Annotated in this window: 25 protein-coding genes, 1 tRNA gene and 4 pseudogenes; 15 read left to right on the forward strand and 15 right to left on the reverse strand. The window is 55.7% G+C overall.

All coding sequences use genetic code 11. The features are described 5' to 3' along the window. Nucleotides 1-135 precede the first annotated feature (135 nt). Nucleotides 136-274 (reverse strand): annotated as a pseudogene (locus tag GOB90_RS19675) (IS5/IS1182 family transposase); the annotation flags it as partial. 665 nt (nt 275-939) lie between these two features. On the opposite strand from GOB90_RS19675, the gene GOB90_RS10350 reads away from it, so the two are divergent. Beyond that, on the forward strand, nt 940-1,719 hold the full coding sequence (locus GOB90_RS10350) for a hypothetical protein (RefSeq protein WP_146893130.1): 780 nt from the start codon (nt 940-942) through the stop codon (nt 1,717-1,719). Between the two features lie 16 nt (nt 1,720-1,735). Here the strand turns inward: GOB90_RS10350 and GOB90_RS10355 are convergent. From GOB90_RS10355 to GOB90_RS10385, 8 genes and pseudogenes are all read right to left on the reverse strand, one after another. Then, a pseudogene (locus tag GOB90_RS10355) lies at nt 1,736-1,930 on the reverse strand (transposase); the annotation flags it as partial. Further along, on the reverse strand, nt 1,893-2,423 hold the full coding sequence (locus tag GOB90_RS19185; RefSeq protein ID WP_242011957.1) for a hypothetical protein: 531 nt from the start codon (nt 2,421-2,423) through the stop codon (nt 1,893-1,895). The pseudogene GOB90_RS10355 and the gene GOB90_RS19185, both read right to left, overlap by 38 nt. Before the next feature lie 38 nt (nt 2,424-2,461). Next, a complete protein-coding gene (locus GOB90_RS10360) occupies nt 2,462-3,286 on the reverse strand; it encodes a hypothetical protein (RefSeq protein WP_146887485.1) in 825 nt (274 codons plus the stop codon). Nucleotides 3,287-3,289: 3 nt separating this feature from the next. Beyond that, nucleotides 3,290-4,183 carry a DUF1376 domain-containing protein gene (locus GOB90_RS10365; protein ID WP_146887487.1) on the reverse strand — a complete coding sequence of 298 codons (894 nt, stop codon included), beginning with the start codon at nt 4,181-4,183 and terminating at the stop codon, nt 3,290-3,292. A gap of 121 nt (nt 4,184-4,304) precedes the next feature. Further along, the gene (locus GOB90_RS10370) at nt 4,305-4,601 is read right to left on the reverse strand and encodes a hypothetical protein (protein ID WP_146887489.1); all 297 of its coding nucleotides are present in this window, start codon (nt 4,599-4,601) and stop codon (nt 4,305-4,307) included. Then, nucleotides 4,598-4,945, reverse strand: coding sequence for a hypothetical protein (locus GOB90_RS10375; RefSeq protein ID WP_146887492.1), 348 nt, complete (start codon nt 4,943-4,945; stop codon nt 4,598-4,600). Before GOB90_RS10375 ends, GOB90_RS10370 begins: the two co-directional genes overlap by 4 nt. 62 nt (nt 4,946-5,007) lie before the next feature. Beyond that, nucleotides 5,008-5,268 (reverse strand): helix-turn-helix domain-containing protein, encoded by a 261-nt coding sequence (locus tag GOB90_RS10380; RefSeq protein ID WP_146887494.1) that lies wholly within the window; start codon nt 5,266-5,268, stop codon nt 5,008-5,010. Nucleotides 5,269-5,329: 61 nt separating this feature from the next. After that, on the reverse strand, nt 5,330-5,767 hold the full coding sequence (locus GOB90_RS10385) for a hypothetical protein (protein ID WP_146887496.1): 438 nt from the start codon (nt 5,765-5,767) through the stop codon (nt 5,330-5,332). Between the two features lie 50 nt (nt 5,768-5,817). Between GOB90_RS10385 and GOB90_RS10390 the strand changes: the two genes are divergently transcribed. Then, nucleotides 5,818-6,006: a hypothetical protein gene (locus tag GOB90_RS10390; protein WP_146887498.1), complete on the forward strand. Its 189-nt coding sequence runs from the start codon at nt 5,818-5,820 to the stop codon at nt 6,004-6,006. Here GOB90_RS10390 and GOB90_RS10395 read toward each other — a convergent pair whose 3' ends face one another. Together GOB90_RS10395 and GOB90_RS10400 are read right to left on the reverse strand one after the other, a co-directional pair. Further along, complete coding sequence (locus GOB90_RS10395) at nt 6,007-6,204, reverse strand: hypothetical protein (protein WP_146887500.1); 198 nt, start codon at nt 6,202-6,204, stop codon at nt 6,007-6,009. Nucleotides 6,205-6,304: 100 nt separating this feature from the next. Next, nucleotides 6,305-6,508, reverse strand: a complete 204-nt coding sequence (locus GOB90_RS10400; RefSeq protein WP_173572041.1) for a transcriptional regulator — start codon at nt 6,506-6,508, stop codon at nt 6,305-6,307. A gap of 110 nt (nt 6,509-6,618) precedes the next feature. On the opposite strand from GOB90_RS10400, the gene GOB90_RS10405 reads away from it, so the two are divergent. From GOB90_RS10405 to GOB90_RS10450, 11 genes and pseudogenes are all read left to right on the forward strand, one after another. Beyond that, nucleotides 6,619-6,981 carry a helix-turn-helix transcriptional regulator gene (locus GOB90_RS10405; protein WP_173572042.1) on the forward strand — a complete coding sequence of 121 codons (363 nt, stop codon included), beginning with the start codon at nt 6,619-6,621 and terminating at the stop codon, nt 6,979-6,981. 1,386 nt (nt 6,982-8,367) lie between these two features. After that, nucleotides 8,368-8,580: a hypothetical protein gene (locus GOB90_RS10410; RefSeq protein WP_146887508.1), complete on the forward strand. Its 213-nt coding sequence runs from the start codon at nt 8,368-8,370 to the stop codon at nt 8,578-8,580. 176 nt (nt 8,581-8,756) lie between these two features. Beyond that, nucleotides 8,757-9,056 (forward strand): hypothetical protein, encoded by a 300-nt coding sequence (locus GOB90_RS10415; RefSeq protein ID WP_146887510.1) that lies wholly within the window; start codon nt 8,757-8,759, stop codon nt 9,054-9,056. Next, a complete protein-coding gene (locus tag GOB90_RS10420; RefSeq protein WP_146887524.1) occupies nt 9,056-9,382 on the forward strand; it encodes a hypothetical protein in 327 nt (108 codons plus the stop codon). Before GOB90_RS10415 ends, GOB90_RS10420 begins: the two co-directional genes overlap by 1 nt. Further along, nucleotides 9,379-9,519, forward strand: coding sequence for a hypothetical protein (locus GOB90_RS10425; RefSeq protein ID WP_173572043.1), 141 nt, complete (start codon nt 9,379-9,381; stop codon nt 9,517-9,519). The genes GOB90_RS10420 and GOB90_RS10425 overlap by 4 nt, the downstream gene beginning before the upstream one ends. 4 nt (nt 9,520-9,523) lie before the next feature. After that, on the forward strand, nt 9,524-9,991 hold the full coding sequence (locus GOB90_RS10430) for a hypothetical protein (RefSeq protein ID WP_146887526.1): 468 nt from the start codon (nt 9,524-9,526) through the stop codon (nt 9,989-9,991). Further along, on the forward strand, nt 9,988-10,281 hold the full coding sequence (locus tag GOB90_RS18975; protein WP_146887529.1) for a hypothetical protein: 294 nt from the start codon (nt 9,988-9,990) through the stop codon (nt 10,279-10,281). Before GOB90_RS10430 ends, GOB90_RS18975 begins: the two co-directional genes overlap by 4 nt. A gap of 329 nt (nt 10,282-10,610) precedes the next feature. Next, the gene (locus GOB90_RS10435; protein ID WP_146887531.1) at nt 10,611-11,171 is read left to right on the forward strand and encodes a hypothetical protein; all 561 of its coding nucleotides are present in this window, start codon (nt 10,611-10,613) and stop codon (nt 11,169-11,171) included. Next, nucleotides 11,168-11,494, forward strand: coding sequence for a hypothetical protein (locus tag GOB90_RS10440; RefSeq protein ID WP_146887533.1), 327 nt, complete (start codon nt 11,168-11,170; stop codon nt 11,492-11,494). Before GOB90_RS10435 ends, GOB90_RS10440 begins: the two co-directional genes overlap by 4 nt. Beyond that, nucleotides 11,491-11,646 (forward strand): annotated as a pseudogene (locus tag GOB90_RS19785) (helix-turn-helix domain-containing protein); the annotation flags it as partial. The gene GOB90_RS10440 and the pseudogene GOB90_RS19785, both read left to right, overlap by 4 nt. A 17-nt stretch (nt 11,647-11,663) precedes the next feature. Beyond that, entirely contained in the window at nt 11,664-12,695 is a 1,032-nt protein-coding gene (locus GOB90_RS10450; protein WP_242011940.1) for a tyrosine-type recombinase/integrase, read from the forward strand. Nucleotides 12,696-12,741: 46 nt separating this feature from the next. Here GOB90_RS10450 and GOB90_RS10455 read toward each other — a convergent pair. Both GOB90_RS10455 and GOB90_RS10460 read right to left on the reverse strand, forming a co-directional pair. Next, a tRNA-Glu gene (locus GOB90_RS10455) sits at nt 12,742-12,817 on the reverse strand. Nucleotides 12,818-12,922: 105 nt separating this feature from the next. Beyond that, nucleotides 12,923-13,897: an OmpA family protein gene (locus GOB90_RS10460; RefSeq protein WP_242011941.1), complete on the reverse strand. Its 975-nt coding sequence runs from the start codon at nt 13,895-13,897 to the stop codon at nt 12,923-12,925. A 208-nt stretch (nt 13,898-14,105) separates the two neighbouring features. On the opposite strand from GOB90_RS10460, the gene GOB90_RS10465 reads away from it, so the two are divergent. Both GOB90_RS10465 and GOB90_RS10470 read left to right on the forward strand, forming a co-directional pair. Further along, nucleotides 14,106-14,795 (forward strand): ATP-dependent Clp protease proteolytic subunit, encoded by a 690-nt coding sequence (locus tag GOB90_RS10465; protein ID WP_173572047.1) that lies wholly within the window; start codon nt 14,106-14,108, stop codon nt 14,793-14,795. A gap of 104 nt (nt 14,796-14,899) precedes the next feature. Then, nucleotides 14,900-15,913 carry a ferritin-like domain-containing protein gene (locus tag GOB90_RS10470; RefSeq protein WP_146887539.1) on the forward strand — a complete coding sequence of 338 codons (1,014 nt, stop codon included), beginning with the start codon at nt 14,900-14,902 and terminating at the stop codon, nt 15,911-15,913. 364 nt (nt 15,914-16,277) lie between these two features. Here the strand turns inward: GOB90_RS10470 and GOB90_RS10475 are convergent. Then, a pseudogene (locus GOB90_RS10475) lies at nt 16,278-16,980 on the reverse strand (IS481 family transposase); the annotation flags it as partial. Nucleotides 16,981-17,083: 103 nt separating this feature from the next. Next, entirely contained in the window at nt 17,084-17,500 is a 417-nt protein-coding gene (locus tag GOB90_RS10480; RefSeq protein WP_146887541.1) for a hypothetical protein, read from the reverse strand. Nucleotides 17,501-17,772 lie beyond the last annotated feature (272 nt).

Raw genomic sequence — 17,772 nt, forward strand, 5'->3', positions numbered from 1 at the left:
TCGGTGAGAGGTCACATGACATGGCTTTCCGGCATAAAAAAGCCCGCAGCAGTCAGGGACTGTGCGGGCGCAATTCTCGATAATGTATGTCTGGATGCCTGTCCCTGTACAATAGGGCCACAGCTTTTTACGCGTGCTATAACTCTGTCGCCGGCCCCGACGCCCCGTCGACAGGCCTTCCCAGTTCATCGCCGGATCAAACCAGACCGTTTAAAGACCCACGCCGCTTCAGCGCAGCGTTGTAGGAAGGCCAGTTCGTCGTTCGACAGGTCACGGCTTGCTCATGACGACCGGCTATCAGACCGCACGCACTCAGTGAATCCCGCCGACCCCATTTACGCAACAGAGACCAACAGAACCGATATGGCCGGGATTTGCGAACGCGGATTTAGAATGCCCGCATGATGCGTTGATTTTTCCAGACCGGCGTGATTGTGTCGAATTCGATCCTTTTTCAAGAATCGACATGACCGAAAATTTCATCAAGATTGCTATTAATCGTATCGGAAGGTCTACCTCATTGAATGGTGCAGTCGAGACGCGCCCCGAGCTCTGGCCTCATGTGACCCACACAAAACGGCGGCGAGACACAACATCCTTGTTTCGTCCGAATATGTTTTACGCTCTCTCGCAGAACACGACTGGAATTAAATCAAGCACACTACTCGTTAATGGGCACCATATCGGAAATTATACACAATATTAAATAACATAAATTTATTATTGAATTACCGAAGGCCAGACATGGACAGAACCACCCGCTCACCTAACATGTCGTGGAGGATTATTTTAAGAAGAATCCCTCGGGCGCTCGATATCACGCGGCGCTCGTGCGTTTGTGTTGGCGCGATTGGTGTATTGTCGTTGACGTACGCTCACGCCCGAGACGCGCCTACACCACCCACCCGCTCCCCCAGCGAAACTATCGTCGTGCACGGGATGCCGCCCGACGTGGTGCAAGGGGAGGTCCAAAAAATATTTTATGAGCAGTGGGACAGCCAGATCCCACGTTGGGGATCGAAATTTTGTCCGGTTGTGTTGGGGCTAAGCGACCCCTTCGGCGGCATGGTTCTTGAGGCACTCAACCAGACGGCTCGCTCCCTCATTCCTGACATCCCTCCACAATGCAACGATAAGAACGTATTTCTTCTATTTTCAGACGATGGCACTGCATTGTTTAATATGGTCTACAATCGAATCCCGACACTCGGGAACGGTTACGATTCGAGCGGGATCAGCCCCAGTGATTTGGATTTACCGGATAAGCAGCTTGTCAAAGAACTCCGTCAAAACCGTCCAGTGCGCTGGTACCGAAGTATAAGCACGGACCACGAAGCAGGGACGCTGCTCGGCTCACGAGCTCAATCTGCATTGGTCGGCGCCAAAGGTACACAAGCGCGAACTACTTCGACTATTGTTATTGTTGACCAGAATCTCGCTTCCGGTGCGACATGGCAACAGCTCATTGATTATCTGACTGTGGTGGTATTGGCCGCACCAAAACTCGGAGGGACATTTAACGAAAATTCGATCATGAGTTTGTTTAATGACAATCATTTCCAAACGAAAGCTCCTCCGCGCCTGACTTCTTTCGATACGGAGTTGCTTCATGCGCTATATGAGGCCGATCCGGCGCAAGATGCGCACTCAGAACAAATGGATATCGCCCGAACTGTCAGTAAAAACGTCACGTCCACAATACAGAATTCTACGCCCTGAGAGCCCTTTTGGAAATTCACGGATGAGCGTTTCTGCGTAGCATGAGGCTTCCCATGGCGATGTGGATCATGGCCTCTGCGACGTCGATCCGCTGTTCGTAGTCCTTCACAAGGCGACGCCAGCGGATCATCCAGCCGAAGGTCCGTTCCACAACCCACCGACGCGGCAGGATTTCAAACCCTTTTGTTGTATCTGACCGCCGGATGACCTCCGACTGTGAAGTCGAGCGGGTGATGATGACTGACGCGGTCCGCCTCATAATAATGATCTGCCAGCACTTCCAGCACCAGTGCGATCTGCGCTGACGCCTGCCGGCATCCGGTCGGGGAGCCCGGAAACAACAGATCCCCGATCCGCGCGAACGGCAGTTCCTCGACCAGCATAAGGATGAGGCGTTGTTCGCCGGCACGGCCGATTGCGGCGCGCGCACCACGCAACGCCTCACCGGCACCGACGCGCGCCAGCTGGAAGCTCTCCTGATCGCCGGAAATACCGCACCGCAAAAGTGGATCCTGATCCCCGACGCCAAAATTGAAGAAGACATAATCGACACGCCATCTCTCGGCCGCAGCGGCCTGCGCCTCTGTAATACGGCTTCGCCGCAAAAGCGTCTGGACGGTGGTGATTACCCTTGAAACGCCGCCTGTTTCGTCGACATCGCTATGATATTTGCGCTCGGCCGTCGCCGATAGTCCAGTCAGCAAAACAAAATCCTTAAAAGTGCGCGTGTGGACAGGGAAATTTATGCGTCTTCACAACACGTGTGCATTACGTCGCACACCGATCCGGGCTGCCCGACGCTCGGCACGCTCCCCAGCAGCGCAGCGGCCATCGTTGTGGCCGCCTCGATTGCCTCAATGCGCCTCCTCGTGACCTCAAGCCTGTCCCCGCTCAGTTCCGGCAGGTGGCGCCTCAGTCCCTCTGACAGAGCAACGCCTGTCAGCCCGGTGCAGTCATCCGGCATCCATGCGCCATGCTCGCGAATTTTCCTTTCATCCTCTTCGCGTGCCCGACGCTCAGCATGCAACTCATCAAGCCCAGCCCGGACCGCAGCCTTTTCCTCGTCCGTTGGCTTCTGGCGCGAAGGTGCGCCGGGTTTCCTCTGCGCCATTTCAACAATCCGCCTCGCACCGATGACCTGACGCCTGAGAGGCTCACCAAATCGGTTCAGATGTGCGTAGAGTTCCGCGATAGACGGCCACCATGTTCCTTTCTCACCCTGGCGAACCCACGCCTTTCGCCCCTCCTCGGTAAACGCTCCAGCGGGAAGATCCCCGCAAATCTCAGTTGCCATCCGGGCATAACCGGAAGCCTCGGCTGAGGACGAAGGTGCGTTTCTGACGAGCGGGGCGAGCTTCTTCAGCCACGCTGAAACGATAAGTGGACCTGCGGCCTCAGTCATTCTAGCCCCCGAAGCAACAATTTCCCGCGCTTCCAAAACTCGGGATGGCGTGAGCTCTCGTGCCGTCAGGGCGCATCCGGACTGCATCACATCAATGACCGCACTCAGATCGGGCGAGATCGAAGGAGCATCAGATGGGATGGTGTGTTTTACGATAATGTTCATCAATCAAACTCCCTCAAGATCTGGCACCCCGGCCCACGCATTTTCCACGGCGATGCTTCGAGACCCGGTGCGTCCCCGAAGCGTTGCCTCGATCCACGCAACCGGCTCCGCAGGCCTCAAATCAGCAGCTTCGAGCAGGATCATGTTCAATAAAGCACAGTCATCTTTGGCGGTTTTCAGCCATTTGCCGATCAATGGGCGGGATTGAACCGGTGACTTCCCGGTCAGCCTCGAGACCACAGCCAGGCCATGGCGAAAGAGAGAGGTTCGTGCATCCAGCGGCGCATCCTCGTCGGGCCTGACCGGCTCTGATCGCGACTTCGGCGGAATGAGTTCGATCTGCTGACCGGCCGCAGATGGCGACGGAGGCTCGTCCGACGTCGTGAGCGAAGCGAACGTTCTTTCTTTATCTATATCCCTCTCCCTCTCCCTCTCCCTTGCATTGCCACGGGATATGCCGTGGCATGTGTCCGGCATATCCTCCGGCACGCCATTGGCATTGCCGGTCTCGGTGGTTTTCTTATTCCAGCGCTTTGCCGCACGATCTCGCTGAGCGATGCGGGCCTTCCATGCGTGACATGCTTTTTCCGATACCGTGGGATGATAGAGGCGTCCGTCAGAACACTTCACCCATCCACGAAGAGCCATATCCCGAACCTTCTTCCAGCGCGCTCCTGCACCGGACAGGTGGGCAAGAACACGGTCGTCGTCCGGGAGGCTGGCCGCAGGGATCTGAACCCATGACTTGCACCAAAGCGCAACCGCAGCCTTGAACTCATCTCCTGTTGAAATCGCAAAGAGGTCACAGTCGATAATACGAATTACGTCCAGCGGCATGTACGGAAGTCCGCGCAGGTCGCAGTCCTCCGGCGTCATTGGATCGGGTAGATCTATCATTCTTCTGCCTCCGATTGCGGAGCCGAATAATTCTTATCACGACCTGACGCGCGCAAAGTTTTTTCGTCGCTTTTCAGTGCAAGCCACGTCCAGGTCTCGCTGTCGCATGAGGGGGTTCGACTCATCCCACACCTTCCGCCATCGGATGCGGAACCCACTTCACCATGCGTGGATGCCCGGTCGCCTCGGTAAATGTCTGCTCAGACAGAGTGCGCAAAGATGGGCAAGTGATGACGGGTCTGCCTCCTCGCATCAGCCTTACCGGAGCGTCAGGCGCGCCAGCATCAACGAGCGCCCGTGCAAGTTTGCATGACGCTCCATTGCGGCTGCTCGCTGAGAACTTTCCAAACGTGGCCATATCCATTCCATCACTGCGCTGCGACATGATGAAGCAATATTCTTTGATCCGAATGGTCATCCCACGATCTCCTCAATCACCACTTCCGTGCGCTGTTCTGCGCGGCGGCATTTCACGCCCAGCACGACCAGCTCACAGTGAACCGGGCTGTCATCGCGGATCAGGCCGATACCGAACTTATTCCTTACTTTTCCATTCGCCATCAGCGACGGAGTTGTCATGCAGTCGCACAAGTCCTTCACAGACCCGACGAGATTGTCGTGATCCGGAACCCCGATCGAGAATCGCGTGACCGTTACCCGGGCCTTCTCGAACGGCTCAGGAGGGCGTCCGCCGATCAGGGCAGCAATCTGCACTGACGTCTTCCGTTTGTTCTCCGACCGGACACGGTAATGCTTGCGCATGAGCACGTTCAGCAGCGGCGTTGGTTCTGGAAGAGTAAATGATATTATCCGGGTCATCGGCATCACTCGGAGCCCCTGGCACCAACGCCTGTCGGAATATCCATAATCTCAAAATACGTTTTCTGTCGTATTCCAAGTTTCGGCAGCATCCCTTTCGGATACCCGCTCCGGCCACACAGAGCATCAGACAAATGGCTGTCCGTTACACCGATTGCTTTGGCAAAATTACGTTGTGTTCCGTAAATATCTTTAATCCGACGCTTGATGTGCGGGAGAACTCCAAACACATCAACCATTCCAGGTTTGAGCATGCCTTGTTTCATTTCCGCAATTCCTCCCCCATAAGTCGCAGCGCGCGACTTTCCAGATCAAACGCCTTCTGGTTCAGCCTCTCCGATCTGGCCCGAAGATGAATGGCTTTCTGGATGAGCCGCGTTGCTCGCTGCCGGAGGCGCGGAGCGCGCCATCTGAGAAATCCCTCTCGCATGCATCATCCCATTCTTTACTGAGCGCTCTGTAGATTTCAGCCTCATGACGGGCCTTTTCTTCCAAACGCCTGATTGTTGACCGATATTCAGAAACCAGACGCAAATAGACGTGCGCTGGCAGGTTGAGGCTTTCCCCGTAATAAATTGACCGGGCCATGCGCTCGGTCACGGAAAGGAGCCGCGCCAGTCTGTGAAAAATCTGCTTCACCGGCAGGCGATGGCCAAAGCCATCCGCGATGGCGCGAGCCTTCTTCTGCGCATCAGCAGCGATGGCCTCAGCGCTCGTCATCTGTTTTTCCATTCTGGCGGAAAACTGTGTCAGCAAATGCTTCATATCCTGCTCCATTCTCAGACTCGCCAGAGCAGAGAACGGGGAAATGAAACATGGAGGTGCAGAATCCGAAGGACACAGATGCGGACGGTTCACGCGAGGAGGACCGTCTGCCAGTGCTTGCGCGCCAGATGCTCACCTTCGCCCAGGCATGGGCGGTCATGCACCCGGCAGCAGACGCAGAGACGCGCCGGCTGCTGGTGGCAATGATCGAGGTAGAGATCATGGCGCACACGATGTGATCAGGTGCCCCGACCGCGGGAAAGCTTCTTCACGCAGATCAGCGTGCGGTTGCCGTCAGGGATTTCCTTCACTTCAACGCGGCGCTGCGCTTTCCAGAGATTGATCTGATCCATCGCGGGAGGGTTCGGCATCCCCGGCACCAGCCTGTCGCCATACCGGGCATAGGCAATGCGGAACCCGGCAGGGGCTACAGTCACCGCGCCATCCCTCGCAGGGAGATCGACCATCCGGCGCACAGAGCGATAGCGCCGACACACCAGATCGCGAGGCCGCCTGCTCCGATCATGAGGATCTGGATCATGCCGCTGGCTCGTTCGCCGGGGAGCGCTGGAACAGGTCGGGGCGCAGTTCCTCGCGGGGGATATCAAAAGCCCGCTCAATCGCAGGGCAGTGGTGCGGCGGAATTTTCTTCCACAGCATAGGGGTTGTCCGACAGACGCCGAGCGCCTTCGCGACAACTGAAGCTCCGCCAACGCGGTCTATGAGTTCACGGGGTGTCATGAATAAATGTTTGCCACACGAACGCATAAATGCGCAAGCATTTTGTTTGCCACATAAACACACGCAAATTCCGGGCGTGTCATAGTCCGCCTATGTATGACCGTCAGATCATGGCCGACAGACTACGCGAGGCACGCCTGAAGAAGGCTGCCGATATGGGGGTAAAACTCACTCAGGAAGATGTTGCGGCCGCGACGAACGTGTCTCGCTCGCATGTTGCGAACGCCGAAGGGGCTAAAACAGGCATCAGCCTTGATGCGGCATATGCCCTAGCGCAATTTTATGACGTCTCCCTTGACTATCTGACGGGCCTTTCTATTGCGCCGCTCCAATCTCCGGGAGGCGTTTTCCAGAACCCAGAGGAGAGAACCCTCATCCGGTCCTGGAGAGCTATGGACGAGGCTGAGCGCGTCGCGCTGGCAATCGTCATTGACCGCCTCGGCGCCAAGGCATCCCCATCCGATGCCGCTTAATTCCCCCACGCGCCCCTCCATCTTACTTGAGAGACACCATCTCACAAATGAGAACAGAATAGGAACACTCAATCCGTATCTGGCGGGTATGCGGGAAATTTTGTTGCGTAACGATAGAGACGGTGGCCGTGTTTAATCGCTGACCGCAAGGCAGCCACTGCATTCTGAGGAAATTATGAGCGTATTTTTTAAGATTCTAGCCGGTCTTGGTGTGATTTCGGTTGCTGCATGCGCCACCACAAGTGATGTGATGGACAGAGGAAACGGTGTGTATTCTATCTCAGGTTACGCGTCGCACCTCAGGGGTGGAGCGACGGGGGCCATTAACGTGGCGTATAGAGATGCTCAGGCATTTTGCGCAAAAACCAATCCAGGTGCTCACGCTATCGTTTTAAATGAATCTACTCGGGATGTTTACCAGTCATCGGGATCGTTTTCGTCGACACAAGGAAATGCGTCCGGATCTTATGGGAAATTCGCTTCAGGCAATGCTGATTTAATATTCCGCTGCGGATAATCGCAAGAAACTAAAGATTGCCAAAAAAAGGATTATGGCGATTGTCCAGCATTTTGGGCGTCGGCAAGCGTGATGCTTGGCCGTCCCTTCTGGAGCAGTCCGCTCCGAGGGGCGGGAACAGAAAATGTTCGTACGGGGGTTATGCGGGGAATTTAGCTTGCGGAGATGTGGGGCCGGTCATGGATCATGACATGCCCACGGTGCTGTGACGCCGAAATAAAGGGGCGCCACTTCTCAGATTTGCCTGCGCTCCATGCGCTTAGACACCGAGACGGGAGAGGGTTCCTATGCCGCCAACAAACCGCAAAAAGCTGATCCGGATCCTAGTGTTTGGCATCATAATGGTAACCATCGGAGTGCTGGTGTTTCTCGCTGCAGGACGGCGCGGTGGGCTGGATGGACACCGCCCGAACGACCAGTCAATTTCAGGGCAGGCGCCTCGCCGGTTCTGACGCCCATCGATCAGTACGAACTAAGGCGTGTGGACATTAGGGGATTCACTGGTTCCCCCACCCGGCAAAGCAGCCGGGTTTTTTTTGTGCATATTGCGGCCGCCTTCTCTGACATGATGTTGTCATCATGTTTTCATGCTGTTCCCAGCGAGGCCAGCAAGATATCGCCATGATGTAGCGAAGATCCATCTCATCGCGCCGGATTTTTTGCCGCGCTATGTTTGTTTCACAAACTTTTTGCTTGCACAGTAAATGTTTGTGTGACACACCTTCTCTATCAACGCTGCCCACGAGCCGAGCGGAGGATGGAATGACGACACCACACAAAAATCCACATGTAGTCCACCAGGGAGACGTGCTTCTTATCGAAGCAAATATATCCCCGCGGGCTGTGTCGGTTGCGACTGAGATCGCAGCATGAACCGGCGCGTAACCCTTCTCCCGATCGGGATTTACCCAAAAGCCGACGCAATGTCCGCTGGCTGCTCAGGTGTCATCGTCGGAAAATGCCTGAACGGTGAACCGGAAATCCGCCTGGACAATGGAAATGTCGTCTCGTGGCCGGCTGACCGGCTTGAATATGAGGACACGGGCAATGTGGTGCATGTGGATTTCAGGAGGGTGGCGTGACAACCACCATAGCCCGCGCACTGCTCTGGCTCGGTGCATCAGCAGTATTCGCATCGGTAATGGCACCGATGTTCCTTGAAGCGATTGCCTCCTGATCCCCCTGTGTTTTCCGGGTCGCGGCCCGGACTGCACAGACGGATTGCCCGTCACCGTTTCTCTGAAACAGGAGAGTAATCATGCCGTGTCCATATGGAATGGCTTTCACAAACACGCCGTCAGGCGCCCCGCATTTCAGACGCAACATCTGCTTGCCGGCAAGCGTTCAGCGTGACCAGCGGATCATTGCCGGCGTCGTGAATAAGCTTGAAGCTGCCGTGAAGTTTGCACGGGAGCAGCTCGCAACGCTCGACGACACGAAAGCGCCTTTGACCGTAACGGATGTTGTCGAGGGCATCGAGGCGAACATCGAGGCGAACATCGAGGATATGCGTGAAGATCCTCAGGTTGTCGAAGATCGCTGGATGGAGGATGCGTGATGCGCGCACCGAATGAAATCACAGTCGCCATCAGGGCCTTCTCTGACCGGGACGAGGCGCAGCATGACCGGGCGATGGGTTCTCTGGCGGTTCTGGTTGCGGAGCAGGATCGGACGATCCGCGAACTGGCAATAAAAATATCCGACCACGAGACTGCACTTGGCACAGTACGCGCTCAGGCGAATCTTCCTCTGGCCATGATTGTTTATGACCGGATGGAAAAAGCATTGGAGCGTATGTATGTGCGCTTCTCCGGGCGCATATTTCGTCTGTCACGTGTTTTCGGAACAACGCTTGTCTCGGCAGGAAGGTTTCTTGGGGCATGATCTCCCCGTTCACCATGACGGCCCTCTGCGAACTCGTGCTCGCACTGGTCCTCGTGGTCGCGGTGCCGGCAATGGCGCTGCGGTGGGGCAGCAAAGACATGCACCGCGATGATGATCTTAACTTTTGGAGGGGATGAGACGATGACGAAAATACTTGTGACGTTGCCGCTGTATTCGCCTGCACGCGCGGGCGGTAAATATCAGCATTTCTTTGCCGGACGCTGGATCGACGTCCCCTATAGGGTTTACCTGGATCTGCCGTCGGAAGAGACGCGATTGTTCGAGGATGCGCACCCGGCGCTCGTGCGGCAGGATGACGCGCTAGCGGCGCTGGCGGAGAAGGATGCAGAGATTGAACGGCTCAGGACTCTCCTGAAGCCGACGTGGTGGGGCGAATTCGGGGACGAAAACAGTTCATCCGATCTGGATACGCTGCTTGACGATCACTGCGAGTTTGAGATCGTGCAGGTTGAGGGATACGCAACCGTAGAAAGGAAATTCGCATTTTCTGGCGCAGGCACGGTGCATACCTTCGACACGTGCGAAGAAGCCGCAGAAGCGGCGCGTAAACAGTTGGAAACGGCGTCCAACGCAGAGAAACGGCCATGACCGACAAAAAACAGCGCAAGCCCATCAACATGCGCCCATGGACCCCTGAATGGAACGGCGAGACGTGCATGAGGAACGGAAGGCCGCTCTATGTTATCTGTAAGGATCGGGGCGCTCTGATCGGCAGTAACGATAAGTTCCTTAATGAATATCCGGTGGTGGCGTTAAACCGGGGCGGTTCTGTAAGTTCTTTTACCAAGGATGGCAGTTATCGTACTGACCGGGCATGCCCTGGCAGTGACCTGATGGCCTGCGCGAGTATGCCCCTGAGCCAATGGCGGTGTGGGTGAATATGCTGCCGATCAGCAGGGAGACAACAAGCAGAATGGCCTACAGGGACAAGGAAACAGCCCTGAAATGCCTCCTTGGGAGTGAGAGAACAGTAAAGTTCATAGAGGTTCCCGAAGATGACTGAAACCTCAAAGGGCGCCATCGATCCATTCGGATCAGTCGCACGGAATGGCAGCCCGTCCGTGAAGGCCGGGAAATGACGCTTCATTATCACGGCACGCCTATAACGCCGGAAAACATAATAATCGGTCTCGCGGGTTGTCATTTCTGCGTCTCGCATGTCCGACCCGACGATGTAATCCGGGCACATAAGCACGGACAGTCTGTGATGCTGGACAACGGCGCATTCTCTGTCTGGCGTTCCGGGAAGAAAATTAACTGGCCGAAATTTTATGATTGGTGCGACGAATGGCTACATTGTCCAACTACATGGGCTGTCCCGCCAGACGTTATCGATGCGGGAACGCAGGAACAGGACGCGTTGCTGCGGGAATGGCCGCACGGGAAAAACCAGTCGGCCCCGGTGTGGCATATGGATGAGCCAGTCGGACGCCTGCTTCAGCTCGTGGATTCCGGATGGTCGCGGGTGTGTATCGGATCAACCGCCGAATACTCACGAGTGATGTCAAAAGACTGGCAGGAGCGGATGGACGAGTGCTGGAATGCGCTTCTCAAAATGTTTGGCCGGGCACCCAAAATTCATATGCTGCGAGGAATGCAGTGCAGCGGGCACCGTTGGCCGTTTTATAGCCTGGACAGCACGGATATTGGCCAGAACCACCGGCGCCCGACAAACGGGGCGGCTTATATGGCAGCGCGGTGGGACGGGATGCAATGCGCGCTACGCTGGAACCCTACCAACAATTCGCAAAAGGAAATCGCGTTATGACCGGCGCGCCACGAACACGCGAAGAAATCATCGCCGGATTGGCAACAGCAACATCGCTGATTCTGGCTCTTGAGGGGGTGTGGCTAGACGGAAACGACCCGCGTGCCGTCAACGCCGCTCGGGGTCTTTACGACGAGATAGCCGCCCGCGTGCTGGCCGATGCCCCCGACACGAAGCGTCTGGACTGGCTGGAGTCATCAAAATACCCGCACGTCCAGAAATTCGACGGAGGCTGGATGTGCTGCATTGATCGGATATGTGGACCAAACTACGAGACAGCACGAGATGCCATCGATGCAGCGATGAAGGGGGCTGCTGAATGAGTGACGCCATCACCCCGCTCCTGACGGTCAGCCGGGCAGCATCAATACTCGGCTGTCACGTTGAGACCGTTCGCCGCGCAATCCGATCTGGACGCCTCGCTGCATTCCGGATGCGGGGCTGCACCCGAATTTCTCAGGCTGATCTCAAGGCCTATCTGGATACCTATCATTGCCCCGCACACGAAATGACAAACCCCATCTGGAACTCAGGCGGGGCAAGTGGTCCGTCGTCTGGTGGGAGGGCGGCAAGCGTCTCAGACGCTCTACGGGTTGCCCGGATGAAACATCAGCTCGGCGTGCTCTCGTAGATTTTGAGACTGAGCTGGCTAAGAGGCCTGTTCGCGTCACATTCGGAGAAGCGCTCGACCGATACATCGCATCCCGTGCCGGGAAAGTGCAGGCAATGAAGCGCCTGCTTGAGGCGATTGTGCCGATCCGATTGGCACTGGGTCATCTCCGGGTTGATCAGGTCACGCAAGCCCAATGGGATGGATATGCAGAAAGCCGCTTCCGAAAGCCGAAAGCTGGCGAGACGGAACCGGTTAAAATTGCGAACGGCACGCTGCGAAGAGAATTCAATGTTCTGCGGGCCGCCCTCCGTCGCGCATGGAAGGATGGATTTCTTCAGAGGCCACCCGAACTGGAGCCCCCGCGAGACAGCGCGCCCCACGATCGATATCTGACGAAGGACGAGGCCAGACGCCTGCTTGAGGCCTGTGAGACACCACACGTCCGGACATTCGTAGCTATCGCGATTTATACCGGAGCGCGCAGAGGGTCGATTCTGTCGCTCACCTGGGATCGCGTGAATTTTCAGACGGGAATGATCGACTTCCAGGAACCCGGACGTGCTCTGACAGCAAAGCGGCGCGCAGTCGTTCCGATGACGCGGGCTCTCCGGTCTGAACTGGAGAAAGCTATGGTGCTGGCTGATGGGTCATTCGTCGTTCACTGGCACGGGAAGGCGATCCCGACCGGCCTGCGGTGGTCATTCGCCAAGGCATGCGAGCGGGCCAGACTGGGATGGAGGCCCACACCGCATCACCTCAAGCACTCTCTGGCAAGCTGGTTCGCGATGGATGGCGTGCCAATCGATCAGGCGGCGGACTGGCTGGCTACAGACCCGGTGACGCTGAGAAAGACATATCGGAAATTCGATCCGTCCTATCTGCGCGGGATTGCGGATCGGTTTTCTCTGTAGTGGTCCATGTGGACCACAAACCACTGTGGATAAGTCACAAAAACTGTGGCGTCCCGTACGGGATTCGAACCCGTGTTGCCGCCGTGAAAGGGCAGTGTCCTAGGCCTCTAGACGAACGGGACGAGGCGGGTTGGTGGATAGACGGCGTTCAGAAACGCGTCAAGCGATCTTCGATAAAAACCACAAAAAATATGCACTTGATGTGTCTTACGGAATAAAACGTCCGCCTATCCGCTCTTGCTCACACGAGCACCGGCACCAAAAGCGGAACCGCTCAGCCGCATGGCTCTCTCAGGAACCCCAAGTTTTTTCAGTGCGTCCGAGAGGGTTTTCCCACGTAACAGCCCAAGCTCCACAGCCTGGCCCTGATCGGGCGCACTCATCGAAACGGCCTCACCACTGCAATGCAAGAAGAGCGTCGCGCCTCCCCGTGACCCTGCGAGCTTACTAAGCGCACTATCCTGTCCTGGGCTCAGCTGATCGGAGCCAGGAAGGAAGTGGATGATAACTCCATCCTGTGCGGACAGATCATAATCGGGACGGACCTTATCCAAGAGCCGGGCATCTGAAGGAACATCAAACCCGGGAAACGACGGAGGCGGAGGCGGCGCGGCAGGTATTTCCGGTAAAGTCTGAGGGGAAGCGCCTGCAACACCGGCTTTATCGCCTATGAATATTGGCAGAGCTACTTCAGGCTCATCAGCTTTTGAGGCGGGCGCTGTCTGTGATTTCGGGGGCGGCGCAGGAGAAGCCGGAGACTGCGAATCCGCAGCATCAAGGACAGCCCCCATCGAGCCGTCAGGAATTTTCGGCTGGGCTGTCTGGCCGGTCGTTCCCTGCGATGCCGGCTGGGCAAAGCCTGCTACAGAAGGCTTTGCATCCGTCGTTTGACCTGTTGCAGCCGCCTGCACCGGGGGCGGCGGAATCACCGGTGTCAGCGTCCCGTTCTGCGCCTCGGTTCGCAGGCTGAGATTCCGCGCGGTGATCAGATTGCTGGTGATTGACTGCCTGAGCGCCGGAGAGGGCAATGGAGGAGCAGCCGTGGGAGTCAAACCCACTTTCGGATACGGGCCGTTCAGCCCAGGCGCCGGAGCGCGCTGCTGAGCGATGATCCCGCCCTCATACTGATGGTACCAGTTCAGCGTGGTATCAACAGGATCCTGATGGTGACACCCGGCCAGTATCAGGAGCGAAGCCGGCAACAGCGCACTCAGCGGACCGCGCCGGGCCGGTCGACGTGAAACGGGTTGAAACCTGGGTGCTGTCATTACCATCTGTCTTATAAGTCATATGTTTCACGAAGAGCAGCAGTTGCGACTCTGAAGCGGACACGCCCCTCTTGGCATGAGCTGCGTAGCAGAGCAGGATAGCACTATGAAGCTGTATCACAGAACCAGGGAAGGTGTCCGGATGGACGCCGCCCGTATGCAGGATGGCGTTATGAAAAATCAGGTCAGATTCGATGATGAAGATCCTGATGGTCCGGATATTCCTGAACCTCAGGGACCGGATACAAAGGAGCCCGACGATAACAAAACACTCTCGTCTCCGATCAGCGAACTGGAGACCCGTCTGTTCGATCAGCGCAAAGTACTGATCTTCGGCGGCATCAATGACAAGATCGCGCGCGATGTAACCGGACGCCTGCTGGCTCTCGCCGGCTCGTCCGACAAACCCATCGACGTCTACGTCAACTCGCCGGGTGGTCATGTGGAGAGCGGCGATACCATCCATGATATGATTCGCTTCGTCGATTCCGTAGCGCCGGTGAATATGATCGGAACCGGCTGGGTCGCATCCGCCGGCGCGCTGATCTTTGCCGCCGGCCATAAAGATCGCCGGTTCTGCCTGCCGAACACACGCTTCCTGCTGCACCAGCCGATGGGCGGCGTCAGAGGTCCGGCAACCGATATCGATATCGAGGCCCGCGAAATCATCAAAATGCGCGAGCGGCTGAACCACCTGTTCGCACGTGAGACAGGGCAGCCCTATGAAAAGATCTGTAAAGACACGGATCGTAACTACTGGATGTCCGCTAAAGAAGCGATTTCCTATGGTCTCGTGACCAGAATCATTTCCGCACCTTCCGACATCCATTAACCCGCAGGATAACCCCGCGCTCCGGCGCGGGGATGGTCCAACATGCGCATGGGGCGGCATCTTCAGGTTCGCCCCATGACCAGCAAAACGTGAGCGCACAGCCAATGAATGCTCTCGCCGATATCTACACACGGCTCCCCGACAGCATCGACGATTTGCCCGCACCGCCAAACGAAGCTGCGGTTGAAGAGGCTGATTACAGATCCAGGCACTGGAGTTCCTCTATTCCCGGCCCGCTGAAACCAGGATCTCCCGAACATAAACGGGCCGTCGCGGACATGTTCCGGGAAACCTTCAATCCTTACAGGCCATCGGTTATCAACTGGCCGAAGCTCGACCCGGTTACGCTCAGACGTGTGACTTCGCTCCCGATCTGGGACATCGCGGTGCAGACCGAAGGCAAGGCCCGTCTCCGGATGGCGGCCTACGCCAATGTGGTCACGGACCCTGATATGAAGGACGCAATCTCGCGCAATGCGTGGGAAGAAAACCGCCACAAAGAAGTTCTTAGCAAACTCGTCGAAGCCTATGGCATCCGGATGGCTCCGGAACCACCTTATATAGAGCCGCATGACGTTGAATGGGCCTATCTGGTGACTGGCTTTTCAGAATGCGTCGACAGCTTCTTTGCGTTCGGTCTGTTCAAAGTTGCTCAGACCTCGCATTTTTTTCCTGAAGAACTGATCGAAACATTCGAGCCTGTCATGCAGGAAGAATGTCGCCATATTCTCCTGTTCGCCAATTGGCTTGCTTGGTATCGCGCCGTTATGCCGGCCTGGAAACGCCCGTGGTTCGAAGCCAAAGTTCTCGCTGTGTGGGTGTTCCTGATCTATGAACGCATCGGCCTTGCAAAAAGCGTTGATGGCGAGGGCAACGAGCAGGCGCAGGATAACAATTTCACCGTTACCGGCACAAAGGAAATGACAAACCAGGATATTACTCTGGCTGATTTTCTTGAGATTTGTCTGACGGAAAACGATAAGCGCTTCTCGGGCTATGACCCACGCCTCCTTTGCCCGAAACTTGCACCAAATCTCGCTCGGACAGCTTTGTGGGTGCTCGGCCTGTTCGGAAAAAAACCGGCTATTCTAAATAAAGCAGAAGTCGGGCTTGCCTGATGGTCAAAGCAATCCGGTGCTCATAAGCCTGTTCTGTGAGCATTTTGTGACCACGTAATAGTCTTTTGAGCAGGAAGACCTGACCTGAGTTTTATTATAGAAAACAACCGCGCTGGCACGAGCGCCGATGCCTTTGGCCTCCACGGCCACATATCCTGTTGTTCAGGAAGCCGTCGAACGGAAGGGGTTGCAGGAAGCACCTTCCGTCCCGGCGGGTCAGCACAATAATTGAATTGCTATGATATCAGCGCCGTTGAACAGTTCAGGGGAAAGTCATAAGGCGGCTTCATAAATTTTGAGTTTTTGATTCTGCTCGCTTCTGTCCTCATGTTACAAATCAAGCAATAGGAATGCCGGATCGCGATTAAGGATGATCGCAGACGTAATTTTGCCAGTTGATGATGAATTTTTCCAGTTCTGAGGTCCGGGTTTTGCGGATGTATTCGCAAGGTGTGAGCCCTTGCAGGGTTCTAAGGCGGCTGCCGAAATTACAGACGGCCTGGAAATCATTAAGCATTGAGTCATAGATTATGTCGAAACGCATGGAGCGCGACCATATCGTGTTCCGGCCAGGTAACTGTTCAGCCAACAGAATGCCGTTGTCGGTCAGGATGGTACGGATACGATAAGGCGCGATGCGTATCAGGTGCTTCTAAAACTCCCAGGCTGTTTTTCTGTCGACTTTGTCAACAAACTGCGCCATCGCAAACTTGCTTGTCCGGTCGATGACAACAAAGAGATGAAGTTTGCTCCGGCCGCCTGAACCCCGGCAATATCGATATGAAAGAGCCAGACGGGATAGCGTTTGAAGTGTTGCTTCCTGCCTTGTCGCCCACCATATCCGGTAATCGCGAAATCCCATGGCGCTGAAGGTTTTAGATCACCGCTGGGCGGGTCAGATGCGGAATGCTCGCCTGTGCAGAGCGTAAAGGCAGTCATCAGTGGCAGCAGAGCATGCCGCCAAAACAAACGGCTACCACCATTGCTTTTTCTGTTTTGGTAGAACCGCTGCGCCACTTCGATACTGTTTTTGGATTGATCCCAAACTCCCGGCCCACCGCCGAAAGCAACGATGTGCATTGCTTCGAGGGTTGAGGCTCAGCGCTCATAATCCTTCACGAGCCTCCTCCATCGTGTTGCGCATGTGAAGGATCTCTCTACAATCCATCGTTAGTGCAGAAGCACAAAAATATGCTTTTTCTGAAGAAAACTGATGATTTCAAGTATAATATTCAGCTCTCCGCCGGCTTTTGCTGCCTTTGAACTGATATAGCTCTGATCGGTCCCACGCCAACTCAACGTTCTCCTGAATAGTCTGCTGAATGGCTTCAGCCAGAGAGTTGGCTTCTGCCCGGTTATCCCGGTTTGCCGGGATACGTGCACCACCAGAAGATGCTCCAAGGTATCAACCACTATGTGCAGCTTCGATCTTTTATTTCTCTTTGCACCTTCATACCCGGCCCGGGAACTGCGTTCCGAAGTTGAGCGCAGCGTCCGGCTGTCGATGATCGCCGTTATCGGTTTTGCCTTCTTCTTTTTTGCCATACGCCGCATAGCCTGCAGATCGTGAACCAGAACCTCGAACATCCCGCTTCAATCCATCGCCAGGATTGCTGATAAACCGCAGACCATAGCTGAAGATCGTTCGGCATCGCGCAGATCATGTGCTTCGCGTCGTCCTTCAGCAGAAGCAGATACACAATAATCAGGAACCATTCTTCGTCGCCCACATTCTCAGATGTCTCCGTCTTTCGACAGATATATCAGGCCGCTGTTATCCGCACCCATTCACGCCGTAAAAACGTAGCTATAGTAACAAGATATACCAGACAATTTTTATTATGACATATGATGTCCAG

The sequence above is a fragment of the Acetobacter oeni genome, from assembly GCF_011516825.1.
Taxonomy (GTDB): Bacteria; Pseudomonadota; Alphaproteobacteria; order Acetobacterales; family Acetobacteraceae; genus Acetobacter; species Acetobacter oeni.